This window comes from Hirschia baltica ATCC 49814 (assembly GCF_000023785.1).
In the GTDB taxonomy this organism is placed as follows: Bacteria; Pseudomonadota; Alphaproteobacteria; order Caulobacterales; family Hyphomonadaceae; genus Hirschia; species Hirschia baltica.
This window is the reverse complement of sequence record NC_012982.1, coordinates 3,380,429-3,396,605: the sequence shown is the minus strand read 5'-3', so window position 1 is coordinate 3,396,605 and position 16,177 is coordinate 3,380,429. Positions and strand designations below refer to the sequence as shown.

Annotated in this window: 17 protein-coding genes and 1 tRNA gene; 16 read left to right on the top strand and 2 right to left on the bottom strand. The window is 45.5% G+C overall.

Annotated elements, in window-relative coordinates; genetic code table 11:
* Positions 1–2: 2 nt before the first annotated feature.
* The 16 genes from murJ (at position 3) to HBAL_RS15495 (ending at position 13,631) form a co-directional block, all read left to right on the top strand.
* On the top strand, positions 3–1,568 hold the full coding sequence (murJ, locus tag HBAL_RS15570; protein WP_015828914.1) for a murein biosynthesis integral membrane protein MurJ: 1,566 nt from the start codon (positions 3–5) through the stop codon (positions 1,566–1,568).
* Positions 1,569–1,653: 85 nt separating this feature from the next.
* On the top strand, positions 1,654–2,685 hold the full coding sequence (gene trpS / locus HBAL_RS15565; RefSeq protein ID WP_015828913.1) for a tryptophan--tRNA ligase: 1,032 nt from the start codon (positions 1,654–1,656) through the stop codon (positions 2,683–2,685).
* A gap of 53 nt (positions 2,686–2,738) precedes the next feature.
* Entirely contained in the window at positions 2,739–3,275 is a 537-nt protein-coding gene (locus HBAL_RS16500) for a copper chaperone PCu(A)C (protein ID WP_015828912.1), read from the top strand.
* Between the two features lie 88 nt (positions 3,276–3,363).
* Complete coding sequence (locus HBAL_RS15555) at positions 3,364–4,326, top strand: hypothetical protein (RefSeq protein ID WP_015828911.1); 963 nt, start codon at positions 3,364–3,366, stop codon at positions 4,324–4,326.
* A gap of 88 nt (positions 4,327–4,414) precedes the next feature.
* Positions 4,415–4,966: a universal stress protein gene (locus HBAL_RS15550; protein ID WP_015828910.1), complete on the top strand. Its 552-nt coding sequence runs from the start codon at positions 4,415–4,417 to the stop codon at positions 4,964–4,966.
* 90 nt (positions 4,967–5,056) lie between these two features.
* Positions 5,057–5,629 (top strand): NifU family protein, encoded by a 573-nt coding sequence (locus HBAL_RS17000; protein WP_015828909.1) that lies wholly within the window; start codon positions 5,057–5,059, stop codon positions 5,627–5,629.
* Between the two features lie 23 nt (positions 5,630–5,652).
* Positions 5,653–6,294 carry a tRNA (adenosine(37)-N6)-threonylcarbamoyltransferase complex dimerization subunit type 1 TsaB gene (tsaB, locus tag HBAL_RS15540; RefSeq protein WP_015828908.1) on the top strand — a complete coding sequence of 214 codons (642 nt, stop codon included), beginning with the start codon at positions 5,653–5,655 and terminating at the stop codon, positions 6,292–6,294.
* Positions 6,295–6,304: 10 nt separating this feature from the next.
* Positions 6,305–6,766 carry a ribosomal protein S18-alanine N-acetyltransferase gene (gene rimI, locus HBAL_RS15535; protein WP_015828907.1) on the top strand — a complete coding sequence of 154 codons (462 nt, stop codon included), beginning with the start codon at positions 6,305–6,307 and terminating at the stop codon, positions 6,764–6,766.
* Positions 6,767–6,867: 101 nt separating this feature from the next.
* Positions 6,868–7,278 carry a Fur family transcriptional regulator gene (locus HBAL_RS15530; protein WP_015828906.1) on the top strand — a complete coding sequence of 137 codons (411 nt, stop codon included), beginning with the start codon at positions 6,868–6,870 and terminating at the stop codon, positions 7,276–7,278.
* Positions 7,279–7,390: 112 nt separating this feature from the next.
* Positions 7,391–8,758: a tRNA (N6-isopentenyl adenosine(37)-C2)-methylthiotransferase MiaB gene (gene miaB / locus HBAL_RS15525; RefSeq protein ID WP_015828905.1), complete on the top strand. Its 1,368-nt coding sequence runs from the start codon at positions 7,391–7,393 to the stop codon at positions 8,756–8,758.
* A 3-nt stretch (positions 8,759–8,761) separates the two neighbouring features.
* Positions 8,762–9,778 (top strand): PhoH family protein, encoded by a 1,017-nt coding sequence (locus HBAL_RS15520; protein WP_015828904.1) that lies wholly within the window; start codon positions 8,762–8,764, stop codon positions 9,776–9,778.
* Positions 9,771–10,256 (top strand): rRNA maturation RNase YbeY, encoded by a 486-nt coding sequence (ybeY, locus tag HBAL_RS15515; RefSeq protein ID WP_015828903.1) that lies wholly within the window; start codon positions 9,771–9,773, stop codon positions 10,254–10,256. Before HBAL_RS15520 ends, ybeY begins: the two co-directional genes overlap by 8 nt.
* A gap of 2 nt (positions 10,257–10,258) precedes the next feature.
* Complete coding sequence (locus HBAL_RS15510; RefSeq protein WP_015828902.1) at positions 10,259–11,179, top strand: transporter associated domain-containing protein; 921 nt, start codon at positions 10,259–10,261, stop codon at positions 11,177–11,179.
* A gap of 19 nt (positions 11,180–11,198) precedes the next feature.
* Positions 11,199–12,899 (top strand): apolipoprotein N-acyltransferase, encoded by a 1,701-nt coding sequence (gene lnt / locus HBAL_RS15505; protein WP_015828901.1) that lies wholly within the window; start codon positions 11,199–11,201, stop codon positions 12,897–12,899.
* Between the two features lie 114 nt (positions 12,900–13,013).
* Positions 13,014–13,439, top strand: coding sequence for a helix-turn-helix domain-containing protein (locus tag HBAL_RS15500; protein ID WP_015828900.1), 426 nt, complete (start codon positions 13,014–13,016; stop codon positions 13,437–13,439).
* 115 nt (positions 13,440–13,554) lie between these two features.
* Positions 13,555–13,631, top strand: a tRNA-Arg gene (locus HBAL_RS15495).
* A gap of 64 nt (positions 13,632–13,695) precedes the next feature.
* Here HBAL_RS15495 and HBAL_RS15490 read toward each other — a convergent pair.
* Entirely contained in the window at positions 13,696–14,730 is a 1,035-nt protein-coding gene (locus HBAL_RS15490; protein ID WP_015828899.1) for a LacI family DNA-binding transcriptional regulator, read from the bottom strand.
* Between the two features lie 24 nt (positions 14,731–14,754).
* Entirely contained in the window at positions 14,755–16,125 is a 1,371-nt protein-coding gene (locus HBAL_RS15485) for an MFS transporter (RefSeq protein WP_015828898.1), read from the bottom strand.
* Positions 16,126–16,177: the final 52 nt, after the last annotated feature.

Genomic DNA, 16,177 nt, shown 5'->3' with positions numbered 1-16,177 from the left:
ATATGAGCTTAGCCCGCAATGTCTTTGTCCAATCAAGTTTGACATTTGGAAGCAGAATTCTGGGCTTTATTCGTGAGGCCGTGATTTTTGCAAAATTGGGGGCAGGCCCTCTTACAGATGCCTATTTAACAGCGCAGCAATTTCCCAACCTGTTTCGGCGCTTGTTAGCTGAAGGAGCATTCGCGCAGGCATTTGTTCCTTTATATACGCGGTCGCAGGCAGAAGAGGGTGATGAAGTCGCGACACGGATGGCGACAGAAACGCTCTCCATGTTGTTTACGGTGACGATAATTCTGTCACTTATTGCCCAGTTTTGTATGCCGTGGATTATGATGGTTTTACAGGCGGGTTATCGTAATGATCCTGACATATTCAACCTGTCTATTTTACTCACTCAGATAACAATGCCCTATCTGGCGGGTATGGCACTTTCGGCCTTGTTTGCGGGTGTGTTAAACGCCGCTGGTCGGTTTGTGCTATCGGCAGCTGCGCCGACTTTGATGAATATCTGTTTGTTGATTGCTGCTTTCAGTTTTAATGAGCCCAGAATGGTCGCGCTTGCATGTTCTGTGGCAACTTTAATAGCGGGTATTTTGCAGGCAGCTGTTTTGTGGTTTGGCGCCCGTAATCAGGGTGTGCATTTAAAGTTCAGGCTGCCGCGCATTACGCCTGCTGTGAAAGATGTCGCTAAGATTGCTGTTCCCGGCGCTTTGGCTGCCAGTGCAACGCAGATAAATATCATTGTTTCATCATCAATTGCTTCTTTTGAAGCAGGTGCAAAAGGTTGGCTGGCTTCAGCGGATCGGTTTTATCAATTGCCGCTGGGTATTGTCGGTGTGGCTGTTGGGGTAGCGATATTGCCTAGATTATCCCGTGCTATGAGCAAGGTGGGGTCTTCTGAGGACACGCATAGGACGCTGGATGAAGGTATCTCATTGGCAATGGCTTTAACGCTGCCTGCCGCTGTGGCGCTGGCGATAATACCGTTCTTTTTGATTGATGCTTTGTTTGGCCGGGGCCAGTTTGATGCATCGGATTCAACATTAGCTGCGAGTGCTTTAATCCATTATGCGTGGGGTGTGCCGGCTTTTGTGTTGGTGAAGGTGTTGGCTCCAGCATTTTTTGCGCGCCATGATACAAAACGTCCAATGCAATTTGCTGTCGTGTCAGTTCTGGTCAACACAGTTTTGGGTGCGGGTGCTTTTTTCTGGCTACGTGGGCAAGGTGAATATGGGTTTCCTGCATTAGCTGCGGCGACAAGTTTTGCAGCTTGGCTGAATGTTTCCATGCTATGGCTGACATTGATTAAGCGGGGCGATTACAAACCTAGCGGGTTGTTGATTAGCCGAATGCTGCGCGTCTTTGTTTCGTGCGGAATACTGGGAGGCTTCCTGTATTTTGCTAATGATTATAAAAATTTGACCCAGACATATCTTTGGGAATCTCAGATATTGGCGTTAATCGCGACGGTTGCAGTCGGTGGTATATTGTATGGGATCGCCGCATTGGTGACGGGTGCGGTTTCTTTGCGTGAAATTCGCAATGCCATGCGTAGGTCTGCAACTTAATCGAAGCGAGGTGTTGAAACGCTTGCATGTGCGGCTTGTTGTGCGTTAGAGGCTAGGTTCTCTTCCAATTAAAAGGCGCAATTAGATGAGCGATTTAAATACAGGTTATCAAGGTCCAGAACGCGTGTTTTCAGGCATGCAACCATCAGGAGACCTTCATCTTGGCAATTATCTTGGCGCATTGATCAATTGGGTAAATATGCAAGACGCGCATGAATGTGTTTTTTGTGCCGTTGACTTGCATGCGATTACAGTGCCTCAAGACCCCAAATTGCTGGCAGGTCAAACTCGGGAGATTGTTGCCGCTTGGTTGGCCGCTGGAATTGATCCAAAGAAGAACATCGTGTTCGCTCAATCATCGGTTCGGGCGCATACTGAATTGGCTTGGATTTTAAATTGTACCGCTCGCATGGGCTGGGCAGAACGCATGACGCAATTTAAAGACAAAGCAGGTAAAGATGCTGAGCGCGCGTCTGTAGGGTTGTTTACCTATCCCGTTTTGATGGCAGCGGATATTTTGGCGTACAAAGCGACACATGTCCCTGTGGGGGACGATCAAAAACAGCATTTAGAGTTAACGCGCGATTGTGCAAATCGATTTAACCGTGATTTCAATGCGCCGGACTTTTTCCCAATTCCTGAGCCGCTTATACAAGGGCCGGGTGCGCGGATTATGTCTCTAAAAGATGGGACAAAGAAAATGTCCAAATCTGATCCATCTGAATTGTCACGAATTAATTTGATTGATGATGCAGATACGATTGCAAAGAAAATCAAAAAAGCTAAATCCGATGCTGATGTTCTTCCTTCTGAAGTAGAGGGATTGGACGGACGCCCAGAAGCGCGTAATCTGGTTGGGATTTATGGCGCTTTGTCGAATAAAAGTAGCGCCGATGTGCTTGCTGAATTTGGCGGTGAAGGGTTTGGAAAATTCAAACCAGCTTTAGCAGAATTAGCAGTTGAAAAGATGGCTCCCATTTCTCAAAAAATGCGAGATTACATAGCCGACCCTGCTCAGATTGATGCGGTATTGGAAGAAGGCGCTGAACGCGCGAGCTCGCTTGCAGATCCGATTTTGAAAGAGGTACGTCAAATTGTTGGGTTTTGGGGAAACTAAGCCTGAATTTGAACAATTGCATACATAGACTAGCTATAATGGAGCTTTAAATAATGTCTTGGAATACTTTTGGAAACTCACTCGGTTTAGTTTGTTCAGCGTTGATTTTGGCCTCGGCTTGCTCGCCTAGCAATAAAGTTGATGAGAATGTGTCTTCTGCAACTGAGCCTTCAACAATAAGTCAGCCTGATGTGAGCCTCGTTGAGTCAGCGATCAACATCCAAAACGGAATTATTCGTCCGCCTCTGGGTGGTAAAACTGTTACGGCTGGGTATTTCACTATGGTGTTAGGGCAAGATGATCGCATTATTTCAGTGTCATCTGATGTTGCCGAAACTATAGAGCTTCACACGCATGAAATGTCAGATGGCATGATGCAGATGCGCAAAGTAGATAGTGTTGATGTGAACGCTGGCGTGCCCGTTGTTTTTGAGCCCAAAGGTTTGCACTTAATGATTTTCGGTGTGAATGACGTTAAAGAGGGTGACACTGCTGATGTGACGTTCACTTTTGAATCTGGACGAACCGCAAGTGCATTATTTACAGTTTCTACGCCAGATGTGTCAAAAGACGCTGGACATAAACATTAATGAAACGTAATTTTTAGAGACGTTGTAAAATTGGTGCACTCAGTTCCTATTGAGTGCGCCAGTATTCGTCTTTTAGGTTGTTTTTTTAATGAGTGTTCTTCAATTCAGTCGAAAGAGTGAAGTTATCGCTGAAGAGCCGACGCCGGTCGAGATAAAGAAACCTATACCTTTAAAAAAGAAAACGGCCGAAGCTCTTAAAAAATCTCGTATTCCAAAAATTTTAAAACGCTATTTATTGATAGCGACTGGATTTGTATTGATCCTTGCTTATCCATTTATGGTGTTGCAAGCCAATAAGATTAGCGATGATCTAAACTTTCCAGAATCTATTCAGCAGACTTGGTCTTCGCCTTGGGCGGGGGTAGGGGCTCAATTACTGGAGCGCGAAGTTGAACAGCATGGTTGGGCAAATGATGCTCCCATTTGGTCGCCTTTGGCGCGTTTAACCGCTATGCCTGCTTACCAAAAGGCAATGGGGCATGCGATTGGTGATTATGCTGAACTGGTCAATGAAGAATTGGGCGGAAGCGCAGCCGCTGATTTGAATACTGTAGCCTTATTGTTGTCTCGGGATATCTCCAAAAATGAAATTCGGGCAGCAAGTGAAGCTTTAATCAGCTTTAATGGCGGGGTTCGGTTACATCGATATGATGATACTTTAACGTCCAAACGCTATGCTGAGCGCGTGGATTTGATGATATCTTGGATGAGACAGTCAACAGGTGAATTAGCAAGCGTTATTAATTCCCCTGATAGAAAATTGTTTGAAAAATCTGCAATTGAAGCGGTTTATACAGCCAAAGCGCGCGCTTATGTGGCACACCGGTTTTTGAGTATTATGCAGGCTCCCGTGGGGCTATCCATTAAAAATGAACATGCGGAAGCAATTTCTCAGCTGGAAAAGGCCGCAAGTTTTAAACCCTTATTGGTTGCAAATGGAAAAGCTGACGGAATGATTTTTGCGTCTCATCCTGCCGCTCTATATCAACTTTTAAATCGGGTTGAAATGGCACTTCTTGAAGTTGCTGAAGCAGTAGAGTCTCAGAGTTAATTGCTTTCTATCTCGCCTAAATTGAAAATCGTGTTACATTTCGGAAAAATATAAAGTGACAAAACCAAATCCGGGGAGGATTTGTACATTGCAAATTGAAACTGCTCAGAATCAATCTGGACTTGACGAGATAGCATTGATGGAGCCTGATACAGGCATGGCTCTGACACGTAAATTTCTGACACTTGCTGACGATACTCAAGAGTGTTTTTCAGCGATTTTATTTGCAGCTATGCGTGCAAAACGCGTGGGTGCAGGATTGGTCATTATGCGCGCGGTTCAGGTGTCGGGCATGGGGCATTGGCGCGGCCTTGATGAAGATATGCGAACTGAGGCTATGGATAATGCTTTGGCTGAGGTAAAATCTATCGCAAGATTGATTAAAGATCGCATTGATATTGAAGCTGAAATTATTGTTGAAATTGGCAAGCCCGAGCAAGCAATTTCTAGAATAACAAATAAAGACAAGACTATAAAAGTGATTGTGCTCGGTTCTGGATCTGGACGAGCCGGGCCAGGTCCGCTTGTCTCAAGGATTGGTCGAGGTAAGGCACTGACTGAACGGCCCGTGGCCATTACAATTATTCCCGGTAATTTGACCGATGATGAATTGGACGAAATGGGCGGGGCTAGCCACTAATATCCCACTGTGTCAGTAGGAAAAACCGGAAAAGACACTTGTTTTTGGTTTGTAAAAGAGCCATTTCAGGACTCTTAAAGGAGACCTATCATGTTTATTCAGACCGAAGCTACACCAAATCCAGAAACCTTGAAGTTTCTTCCGGGTCGTGAAGTGTCTCCTAAGACGCCGTATGAATTTCTAAATGAGAAGGAAGCTGGCTCATCTCCGCTTGCAGCTTTCTTGTTTACTCTCAAGGGCGTAAAAACGGTTTTCCTTGGTGCTGATTTCGTGGCTCTCACAAAAACACAAGAAACAGACTGGGCGATTTTGAAGCCTCAAGCGCTGGCTGCAATCATGGATCATTTCGTATCTGGAATGCCCGTCATGGCGGATTATAGTGATCCGGCTCCGGTTGAAGAAGTCATATATGAAGGCGAAAATGCAGAAATAGTCGCAGAAATCAAAGAATTGATTGAAACACGTGTGCGTCCAGCCGTTGCCAATGATGGTGGTGACATTATTTTTGAAAAATTTGATGTTGATACGGGTGTGGTGACGCTGCAAATGCGGGGTGCATGTGCAGGATGTCCATCATCAACGATGACGTTGAAAAGTGGTATTGAGAACATGTTGCGCCACTATGTACCAGAGGTAACAGCGGTAGAAGCCGCTGCAATGTAAGCGGCTTAATCAGGCGATATTCTATGCGAATTTTGGCGATTAATACCGTAGGGCAGGCTTGTGAAGCTGGTATATGGGAAGGCGATAGATGTCTTTCTCATATTAGAGAACCTATGCGTAATGGTCATGATACGCGTTTGCCATTGATTACAAAACAAGCTGTTTTAGAAGCGGGGCTGAATTTTGATCAAATTCAGCGTATCGCTGCCGTTGCAGGTCCGGGGTCGTTTACGGGTGTGCGGGTTGGGGTCGCATTTGCTAGAGGGCTAGGGGTGGCTCTAAATGTGACTGTAGCTGGCATTAGCAGTCTAGAAGCAAGTTTGCCGGATGAGACACAGGGGCGAGTCTTGGTGGCGCTTCCTGCGCGTCGACGCGAACCTGACCTAAGCTGGTGGGCGCAGATGTTTGTTGATGGTGAGCGCGCAGGAGAGCCTGTCGAAGCTGATATTACTCAGATGCGAGGCTTGGTTGGTGAAGCTGATCATGTTTTTGGGGATGGTTTGGCAGTTCTCAAAGACGTTGTGTATGAGGAAGCGTTTCCCAAACTTTCAAGAGCTGCGAAGTGGGCGGTTTCGATCTCAAATAATGAACGGGCAAACCCCCAATATGTGAGGGAGCCTGATGCTGTGCCGATGAAACTATCGGTTTCCAACGAAAACACGTGAAAGTATCTCAATGACAGAAGTCAGAAAGATAGAGCTTTCAGATTGTCCAGCCATTGCGCAAATCCATGCCGATTGTTTTGATAAGCCATGGTTGAGTGGTGATATGGAAGAATTGTTGAAGCAATCTGCAAATTCTGGTTTGCTTATTACACAGCAAGGACAAGTTTCTGCGTTTGTGATGGTAATGGAGAGTGTAGATAGTATCGAAATTCTTACGATCGCGACCCATCCTGAAAAACAACGGCAGGGTTTAGCCAAAAAATTGCTGATATCGGCTGATCAAATGTGGGCTGATAATCAAGACAAGAATTGGTTTTTGGAAGTTTCGAAAGCCAATGAAAGCGCTATTTCTTTTTACGAAAAACTTGGATTTTTAAAGACAGGCATTCGGAAAAATTATTACAGAAAATTAGATAATAGCCGTGTTGATGCATTCATTTATAGTACTAAACTTGGTAAATTATCGCAGTAGTTGTAGGGTTTCTAAATATACTTGTAACGAATAATGGGTGGTCTCTGGACAATTAATAGCGATACGAGCATACAGTTTCTAAGGTAGGATAAGGGTTTGACATGATAGAGAAGCGTTGCATTGAAAAAGGCCTCCGTATGACGGAGCAACGTCGCGTTATTGCGAGAGTTTTATCTGACGCAAACGATCATCCCGATGCTGAGGAACTTCACCGTCGTGCGGCAGTGATCGATGATAATATCTCACTTGCAACAGTTTATCGTACCGTTCGTTTATTTGAAGAATATGACATTATCGAGCGTCTTGATTTTAGGGATGGTCGTGCACGGTATGAAGAAGCGGGTGCGGGCCACCACGATCATTTGATCAATGTGAAAACAGGTGAGGTCATTGAGTTTGTCGATGAAGATATTGAACGTCTTCAAGAAGAAATTGCCAAAAAACTTGGTTTTAAACTCGTAGATCACCGCCTTGAATTGTATGCAATTCCGATCGACAGTAAGGACAAATAATCCTGATATTTGATTTTCTTTTGCGTTGTGATTGTCACACGAAAAAATTGAATACAAATCGGGCTTGGAATCTCCTAGCGTCTTTGTTGGTTTTAGGGCATAACCCAGCCCCATGACTGATACGACACAAATACCGAGCCCTAAAAAGCTATTTATCAAAACATATGGCTGCCAAATGAACGTCTACGATTCCGATCGTATGAAGGATGTTCTTAAGCCACTTGGATACGCCCCGACAGATGCGCCGGAAGGTGCAGATCTTGTTGTGCTCAACACTTGCCATATTCGTGAGAAGGCGACTGAAAAGGTCTTTTCCGAACTTGGGCAATTAAAGCGCATGAAAGCAGACACTGGCGGCAAGATGACCATTGCTGTGGCAGGGTGTGTGGCACAAGCGGAAGGCGCAGAGATTATGCGCCGTCAGCCGGCAGTTGATTTGGTGCTAGGCCCGCAAAGTTATCACAAGCTTCCTGAGATGATTGCGAAAGTCGCACGTCAGACCGGTGATGTGCTTGAAACAGAATTTGACGTTGAAGAAAAATTCGATGCTCTGCCGATAAAACGTGATGCTGATGGCATGTCAGCGTTGGTTTCCATACAAGAAGGTTGCGATAAATTCTGTACTTTCTGTGTGGTTCCTTACACGCGGGGTGCAGAGTTTTCGCGTAATGTTGATGCGATTGTTGCAGAAGTGCGTGGATTGGCTGCGCAAGGTGTCAAAGAGATCACCTTGTTAGGTCAGAATGTGAATGCGTTTCACGGTGCTGCACCTGATGGCGGAGAGGGTGAGTGGGGCCTTGGCCAACTTTTGCGTCATCTTGCGAAAATTGGTGGATTGGAACGTCTACGTTTTACGACGTCTCACCCTAAAGATATGGAAGAGGATCTCATTACAGCTTATGGTGAGCTGGATGTGTTGATGCCGTATTTCCATCTGCCTGTTCAGGCCGGATCGAATAAAATTCTAAAATCTATGAATCGCAGCCATACGGCAGAATCCTACATTGAAACGATGAAGCAAATTCGTGCTCAACGTCCTGATGTGGCGCTTGCATCTGACTTTATCGTCGGTTTCCCTGGCGAAACAGATGAGGATTTTGAAGCGACAATGGATTTGGTGCGTGAAGTGAAATATGCTTCGGCATATTCATTTAAATATTCACGCCGCCCGGGTACACCAGGCGCTGAAATGTTTGGTCAGGTTGATGAAGCGGTAAAAGACGAGCGCTTACAACGTTTGCAGGCGCTTATTCGTGAGCAAACAACAGAGTTTAATAATAATCAGATTGGCAAAACACTGCCGGTCTTGTTTACGCATAATGGTAAACTTGAGGGACAAGCATTGGGCAAGTCGCCTTATTTACAATCAGTTCACGTCGAAAATGCGCAGCACTTGATAGGTAAGATTGTCGATGTTGAGATTGTTGGCGCAACATTAAGCTCACTCACAGGTGTGCTAACCACAAAGGAAGAGAATTAGGGCTTGAGCACTAAAAAAACAGCTTCAAAAAATAGAGCGAAATCTGCAAATCGTTCATCTCGCATATTTAAATTGGAAGACAGTAAACGTCTGCGTGATTTATGCGGTCCGGGACATCATAATTTACAGGTGCTCGAATTACATCTCGCCGATTTTGATTTGAAAGTGGAAAGCCAAGGCGGAGAAATTCGCATTGATGGTGAGGGGCAGGGCCCTAAACTTGCCGAGCAGGCGCTGACAGCTTTTGCTGATCGCGTAGAGGCTGGTGCAGATCCATCTGGCTTTGAATTGGAGGGCGTCATCCGTCTGGTGCGAGATGATGCTTTACCAACGGCATCTGGTGGCGGTGAAATTATTGCTGGGCTGAACAAGCCAGTCACGCCGCAAACACCGGGTCAACGCACATATTTGAAAACACTTCGTGATGATGCTTCGGGACTTGTCTTTGGAACGGGCCCTGCAGGAACCGGAAAGACATTTCTTGCGGTTGCGGTGGGTGCAGCTGAATTGAAGACGGGTAAGAGAGAGCGTTTAATTGTCGCACGTCCGGCTGTTGAGGCGGGTGAGCAATTGGGTTTCTTGCCGGGTGCTTTGGAAGAAAAAGTTGATCCTTATATGCTTCCAATTTGGGACGCATTGAATGAATTGCTTGGTGCACAAGAAGTAGAGCGCCGCAAAGCACGCAAAGAAATTGAAGTGGCACCACTTGCTTTTATGCGGGGACGGACGCTGAAAAATGCATTTGTCATTATTGATGAAGCGCAGAATGCAACAATTCCACAAATGAAAATGGTTTTGACGCGTTTAGGGCGTGGTTCACGCATGGTTGTGACGGGTGATCCATCACAAACTGATTTACCGGACCGTTCACCATCAGGTTTGGCGCATGGAATGCGAATTCTGGAAGGTGTTGAGGGCGTTGCGCAGACTGCGCTGACAGCCAAAGATGTTGTTAGGCATGATCTTGTTGCCCGTATTGTCACAGCTTATGATGATGACGAGAATGGACGCAATGCCTGATAATCCAGTTATTTTATCAGTTGATTTGAGAATCGAAGATGATGGCTGGTCTGTCGCGCTTGATGATTGTGAAGCAATCATCGAGACGGCACTTGAGGCTGCCGCTCAGAAAACAGGTGAGAGCGGTTTGGTCGAAGTTCTTTTGACAAATGACGCCGAAATGCAAACTTTGAATGCCCAATGGCGTGGCAAGGATAAGCCAACGGATGTGCTATCCTTTCCGGCTGAAGGTGCATCAATGCCCGGTATGCAGACTTTTCTAGGTGATCTTGCGCTTGGCCTAGACGTTGCAAAGGCAGATTCAGATAAACTTGGACGTGACTTTAGATTGCATGTTATGCATCTTTTGGTGCATGGCTTCTTGCATCTTTTAGGTTATGATCACATGTCTGATGATGAAGCGAACACAATGGAAGGGTTGGAGGCACAAATTCTTGCGCCGCTTGGACTACCAGACCCATATGGAGATGCGGCATAGACATGCCCGATGATGATTCGAGTAGCGAGGAAATCAGCCGTAGGAACGGCGGGCTTTTCTCGAAATTAGGAAATTTGTTTTCTGGTTCTAATCGTGCGACCCAAGACGTCGAAACGATAAATGAATCCAGTTCAACGACACCGTCCCCCTCAGAAATGCGATTGAGGGTGGCCGAGTTTGAAACAGCTACAGTTTCAGATGTCATGATCCCGAGAGTTGAGATAAAAGCTGTTGAGGTTGAGACGACTGTTGAAGAGTTGTTGAAAATCTTCACTGAGGAGTCTCATTCGCGGCTGCCAGTCTATCGCGAAGCTCTCGATGATCCGATCGGTCTTGTTCACATCAAAGACTTTGTGGCTGAACTTGCGAGCGGCGACGGCGTTGATAGCATGAGCAATGAAAAACTGCTTGCTAAGATAAAGCGGGAAATACTTTTTGTTCCGGCATCCATGCGTTTGCCTGATCTTCTTGTGAAAATGCAAACTAGCCGAATTCACCTTGCACTTGTGGTTGATGAATATGGTGGGACAGATGGTCTCGTATCTTTGGAGGATCTGGTAGAGCAGATTGTCGGAGATATTGAAGACGAGCATGATGAAGAAGAAGCGCATTTTGAACAAAGAGCGCCGGGTGTGTGGGAAGCGGATGCGCGGGCTGAAATTGAAGATTTTGAAGAAGAATCTGAACTTTCTCTTGCCCTAGCAGACTATGAAGATGAGATAGACACACTGGGCGGATTGGTGTTTGCGCTTGCAGGCCGAGTTCCCCATAGAGGGGAAATTGTTCAGCATCCTTCAAATGTCGCTTTTGAGGTTATAGAAGCAGATTCACGACGTATCAAAAAGCTGAGAGTCCGTTGCGGAGCAACCCATTCACCTGCTACGACAGCAGGCATAAAAGAGTCGGCCAAGGCGGTAAGCTAAGGCATATTTGAGGATGCCTATGTTTGAGAAGTTCAAGACTGTTGGTGAAGAGTTCGCGCCAAGCGGGAATTTTTTGGCAGTGCCATATAATTTTCTGAATGGCTTAAGTGGGACACCAGCATTAGTCGCTTGTTTTGTCTTCGGTGCTCTATCAAATTTGTCATTTGCGCCATTAAATTTCTGGCCAATGATGATGATATCATTGGTCGCTTTGGTTTGGATGATTGATGGGGCGACTCGTCAGAAAAAACCTCGATCAGCCGTGTTTGCGCGGACTTTATTGTTTGCTTTTGGACAATTTGGGGTTGGATTTCATTGGGTCGCTTTTGCGTTTCTTGTCGATGCAAAAGCCCATGCTGCACTTGTCTGGATGTCGATGCTCTTGCCATTAGGCTTGGCATTTATCTGGGCTGTTATTATGCGCTTGGCGATTAATTTCTGGGTTCCCGGTCCAGCGCGCGTTATGCTTTTTGCCCTGACTTTATTTATTGCTGAATGGACGCGCGGGCATTTATTTGGCGGCTTTCCTTGGAATATTCCAGCCATGGTTTGGGCACCGGGTGGGTCTGTTTCTCAGACAGCTTCCGTCTTCGGTGTTTGGGGGTTAAGTCTTCTCACACTTGTGTTTTTTAGTGCGCCTGCAGCCCTTTGTGATGGCCGCACACAAGTGGGTACTAAGATGGGAAGCGTTGGACGCTCCGTGCCTATTATCTTAGTTGCAGTCATTTTTGGATCGGCTTGGGGCTGGGGCTCACATCGTTTATCTGATGCAACTAGCCAAAGCGTTGGACCGGAAGTTCGACTCGTCGATGTTGGTGTGCCGCAAAGCGAAAAATTCAAGCCAGAAATTAGAAAGCTGGTTTTACGTCGTTACTTACAACTGACTCAACCAGACACGGGCGACAATCCAAGAATTGTGATCTGGCCGGAAGGGGCCGTTCCGTATGCATTATTGCAGTATCCCGATGCTTTAGACCCTGTCACTGAAACTTTGGGCGCGCGTCGTTTGATTGTCGGAACGAGTTTTGTAGATAGAACACAGCGTCCTGAACGTTGGTATAATTCAATGGCTGTTTTGTCCGCGGAAAGTCCCGTGGCAGAAGCAATCTACAAAAAGCACCGTCTGGTTCCCTTTGGAGAGATGGTTCCATTTCGTAAATTAGCCTCGCGTATTGGTATAGGTGCCTTACAACAAATAGCAGAAGCAGGTTTTCATGCAGGGCCACCGCCAGCGCCTTTATCAGTGGAAGGGGTTCCTGATTTTCAGCCTCTGATTTGCTATGAAGCTTTGTTTCCAGGGCTTCTTCCAAAGCGAAATGTTGAAACAGAATTTAGCGGTGTAGAATCCGACATGGCGTTCGAACGAGCCGACTGGATCGTCAATATTTCGATAGATTCATGGTTTGGACCGTTGTGGGCACCATATCAGCACTTTGAACATGCCAAATATCGTGCAATCGAAGAAGGGTTGCCTATGGCGAGGGTTGCATCTCGCGGTATTTCAGGGATGGTGGACGGTTATGGGCGTGTGACTGATTTAGCACACGCACCAGATTTTGAAATATATCCAGAAGATCCTAAAGGTTGGAAGTCGCGAATACTAGACTCACACATTCCGAACGCTTTGCCACCGACGATGTATAGTAAATATAGAGATGTATTCGCAATTGGAATGATTCTGTTAATTTTAATTTGTTGGATTACTTTGCCAAGAGATTGAACCTTTAGGTTGACAATTTAGACGATTTACTATGGAAAAAGATCATTGAGCTAGGGTAATCCCTACATATTCCCGTCTACTGTTGTGGGGCAGTAGTTTTACAAAGTGTTTTGAATGTCTGAGAATAAGTTACCAAATTCAATCGATAAACATGTCGGAAGACGTGTTCGCTGGAGACGACGAGAGTTAAACTTTAGTCAAGAGAAGTTAGGGGAACTTCTGGGGTTAACGTTTCAACAAATCCAGAAATATGAGAAGGGCGTGAATAGAATTTCAGCGGGACGGCTGTTTGAAATGTCACGCGTTCTCGAAACGACAATCGGTTATTTCTTCATGGGTGTTGAGGAAATGGACGAGGCGATGAATCGCTCGTTTGCCGAAAGTGATAAGGATCAAGCTTTGACGGGGTTGATCGATGCTGATGCAGTTGACCTTGTCGTTGCATTTCAATCGATTCCTGATCCGAAATTACGTCAGTCAATTTTGACGATGGTACGTAATTCTGCAGAAGCATTCGCAGACAATGAGTCAAACGCATAGTTTGACAAACAACATGTCACATCAACCTTTTTGAGGGATCGACCTCAAAAACTTATTTGGTTGCTGTGACGTGTTGATTGTTCTTACGGAAAATGCCAAATAGTCCAGCAAGTCTGCACCCATAGCTCAGCTGGATAGAGCGCTGCCCTCCGAAGGCAGAGGTCAGAGGTTCGAATCCTCTTGGGTGCACCATTACTTCTTTCTTCATATTGTCACGCCGCTTGTTAAAGATGTGCAGCTTTCAAAGCTTCCTACTTTATGCCGGAGCAGGCCCGGTTGAATTTCGGATGATGAGTTTATGAGGAAGAAAATTCTTTGTAGATACATCTTTTGTGTTTTGGGATTTTGCGATCAGCAATTCAGTTGCAACGCTTCCCAATTCCAAGAGGGGCTGGCGAATAGTTGTTAGAGTAGGCCAAATTTTTGAGGCTAGTTCTGAATCATCAAAACCAACAACAGAGAGTTGGTCAGGAACAGAAACCCCCAATTGGTGAGCAGCACTTAACACACCTGCCGCCATGTCATCATTTGATGCGAAGATCGCAGAAGGTGAATTAGACAATGTTAGTAGATGTTTACCCGCAGTGAAACCGCTTTCAAATTCGAAATTACCTGGCTGTGTTAGCGTAGGATCAATTTCAAGTTTATGCGCTTTTAACGCATCAACATAGCCATTATAGCGTTCGAGCGTGGCATTCTGATCTTCTTTACCGCGTATAAAACCAATGCGGTGATGACCAAGTTTGATTAGGTATTCGGTGATTTCTTGGGCGGCTTCACGTTCGTTTATTTTGACATCGTATTCATCATCTTCAATGTCATTGGGGCCAATACGTGCGATTGGGATTTTCATGCCTTTAAGGATATCATTGACTTTGGGATGATTGGAAAGGGGTGATACAAGCACAGCTCCATCGGGTGCCCCGTGTGTGGGTAGGCGTTCTAGACGCTGCACTATTTCATCATCGGACATTGCATCAATATTTTTCAGCATTGACACAACCAATTGATACCCATGGTCCTGACAGGTTTGGATGGTGCCTGCCTGAATAGAATTCACATAATTACTGCGATTATTGTGCATAATATAGTGAATCTTGTAGCCGCGATTGCTTCGCAGGCTGCGCGCATTGGCGCTGGGCACATAGCCAAGAGCTTCTATAGCATTTTTGACTTTATCTCGTAATTCGTCTTTGACGTGCGGTTCATTGTTTAAAACGCGAGAGACTGTTTTTATAGAGACGCCAGCAAGTTCTGCCACATCTTTCATTTTGGGGGGTAGACCGTTCATTAGAACATCCTCACACACTGCGTTTTAACCGTCATATTGGCGGGATTTTGATAATTCATTGATAATATTTGCATGCCGCCGTCTATTTAGAGGCATTATGAATATGACAATGGTGGAGATAAATAATAAGAGACCGGGTAAGAGAGAAATAAATAAGCGAATCCCTTGAACGACAGGCGTTGATTGGGTCTCAAGGTGGGCATCATATCCCAGATAAGACAGCATCATACCGACAAATAAGCCTGTCATGCCGCTGGAAATTTTTTGAACGAGTGTGACCGAGCCAAATACTGCTGCTTCATTTCTGACGCCTGATGTCCATTGCCCATATTCAACAGTATCCGGGATGAATGACCATACTAGGACACCAAATGCGCTACTTCCAAATCCAAGGCCTATTATCTCAGGCGGAATACGATGAATGAGAGGCAATTGGATGAAGGCTAAAGATATACCAGAAAGCGTGACAACTGAAGTCGCCGCTAGCCATGCGATTTTCTTACCAAATTTGGAGATAGCAATTGTCCATACAGGGACGCCTGCCAACATCGCAATGGCTGAAACTGTCAGAATTGCCTCTTTTGACGCAAATGTTGATTGATTGATTTCAATAAAGAAAGTGAGTGGGATTAAATAACTCGCACCGCCAGCAGATTGAAAGCATATTGCCAAAAGCATGAGCATGAGTGCTTTGTTGGAAATTGTGCTGGTGATGAAGTCTAGTAACTTCTTGGTTGGTAGTTGATCTTTTCCGGGGGGGCGGCGTTCCTTGGTATTGAAAAAACAAATGAGCAGCATACTGGTCGCAATGATACTGCCGAACGTCGCTGCGAGGAGGAAGCCGTTTGGCTCCGTTTCTTCACCATTATTGAAATATCTAACCAATGGAAACCACAAAAGTGAAACGGCAAGCATACCACTAAATGCGCAAAACATGCGGACGCCAGAAATTACTGTCCGGTTTCGACTGTCAAAGGACAATCTAGAAGATAGAGCGGAATAGGGGACGGCTACAAAAGTATAGCAAGTTCGAAATAATATATGTGTGATCAATAGAGATGCGATCAAAAGGCTTCCTTTGAAAGGAGGAATCCAAAAGAGCATTGCAAATACTAGCCCCAAAAGTCCACTTCCGAATAATATATAGGGCCGGTAAGTTCCGTATTTTGTTCGCGTTCTTTCAGCGAAATAGGCAACGATCGGATCTGAGATTGCATCCCATAGCAATCCGACAAAATAAATAACACCTGCTATTGCTGGGGGAAGACCCACAACATCAGCATACCAGAACATCAATATTAATGAGAGTGAGTTCCAGTATATGTTGAGGCCAAAATCTCCAACCCCGTAACCGATCATGGTTCGCCACGCGATTGAATCAGACCGTTTGTCCATGCAAATGCTTTCTTAATCGCTGGAATCTAATCGGTTTTCAATTCCAATCTGG

Coding starts and splice junctions, on each gene's coding strand:
- murJ (WP_015828914.1), top strand. CDS start 3: ATGAGCTTAGCCCGCAATGTCTTTGTCCAATCAAGTTTGACATTTGGA.
- trpS (WP_015828913.1), top strand. CDS start 1,654: ATGAGCGATTTAAATACAGGTTATCAAGGTCCAGAACGCGTGTTTTCA.
- HBAL_RS16500 (WP_015828912.1), top strand. CDS start 2,739: ATGTCTTGGAATACTTTTGGAAACTCACTCGGTTTAGTTTGTTCAGCG.
- HBAL_RS15555 (WP_015828911.1), top strand. CDS start 3,364: ATGAGTGTTCTTCAATTCAGTCGAAAGAGTGAAGTTATCGCTGAAGAG.
- HBAL_RS17000 (WP_015828909.1), top strand. CDS start 5,057: ATGTTTATTCAGACCGAAGCTACACCAAATCCAGAAACCTTGAAGTTT.
- tsaB (WP_015828908.1), top strand. CDS start 5,653: ATGCGAATTTTGGCGATTAATACCGTAGGGCAGGCTTGTGAAGCTGGT.
- rimI (WP_015828907.1), top strand. CDS start 6,305: ATGACAGAAGTCAGAAAGATAGAGCTTTCAGATTGTCCAGCCATTGCG.
- HBAL_RS15530 (WP_015828906.1), top strand. CDS start 6,868: ATGATAGAGAAGCGTTGCATTGAAAAAGGCCTCCGTATGACGGAGCAA.
- miaB (WP_015828905.1), top strand. CDS start 7,391: ATGACTGATACGACACAAATACCGAGCCCTAAAAAGCTATTTATCAAA.
- ybeY (WP_015828903.1), top strand. CDS start 9,771: ATGCCTGATAATCCAGTTATTTTATCAGTTGATTTGAGAATCGAAGAT.
- HBAL_RS15510 (WP_015828902.1), top strand. CDS start 10,259: ATGCCCGATGATGATTCGAGTAGCGAGGAAATCAGCCGTAGGAACGGC.
- lnt (WP_015828901.1), top strand. CDS start 11,199: ATGTTTGAGAAGTTCAAGACTGTTGGTGAAGAGTTCGCGCCAAGCGGG.
- HBAL_RS15500 (WP_015828900.1), top strand. CDS start 13,014: ATGTCTGAGAATAAGTTACCAAATTCAATCGATAAACATGTCGGAAGA.
- HBAL_RS15490 (WP_015828899.1), bottom strand. CDS start 14,730: ATGAACGGTCTACCCCCCAAAATGAAAGATGTGGCAGAACTTGCTGGC.
- HBAL_RS15485 (WP_015828898.1), bottom strand. CDS start 16,125: ATGGACAAACGGTCTGATTCAATCGCGTGGCGAACCATGATCGGTTAC.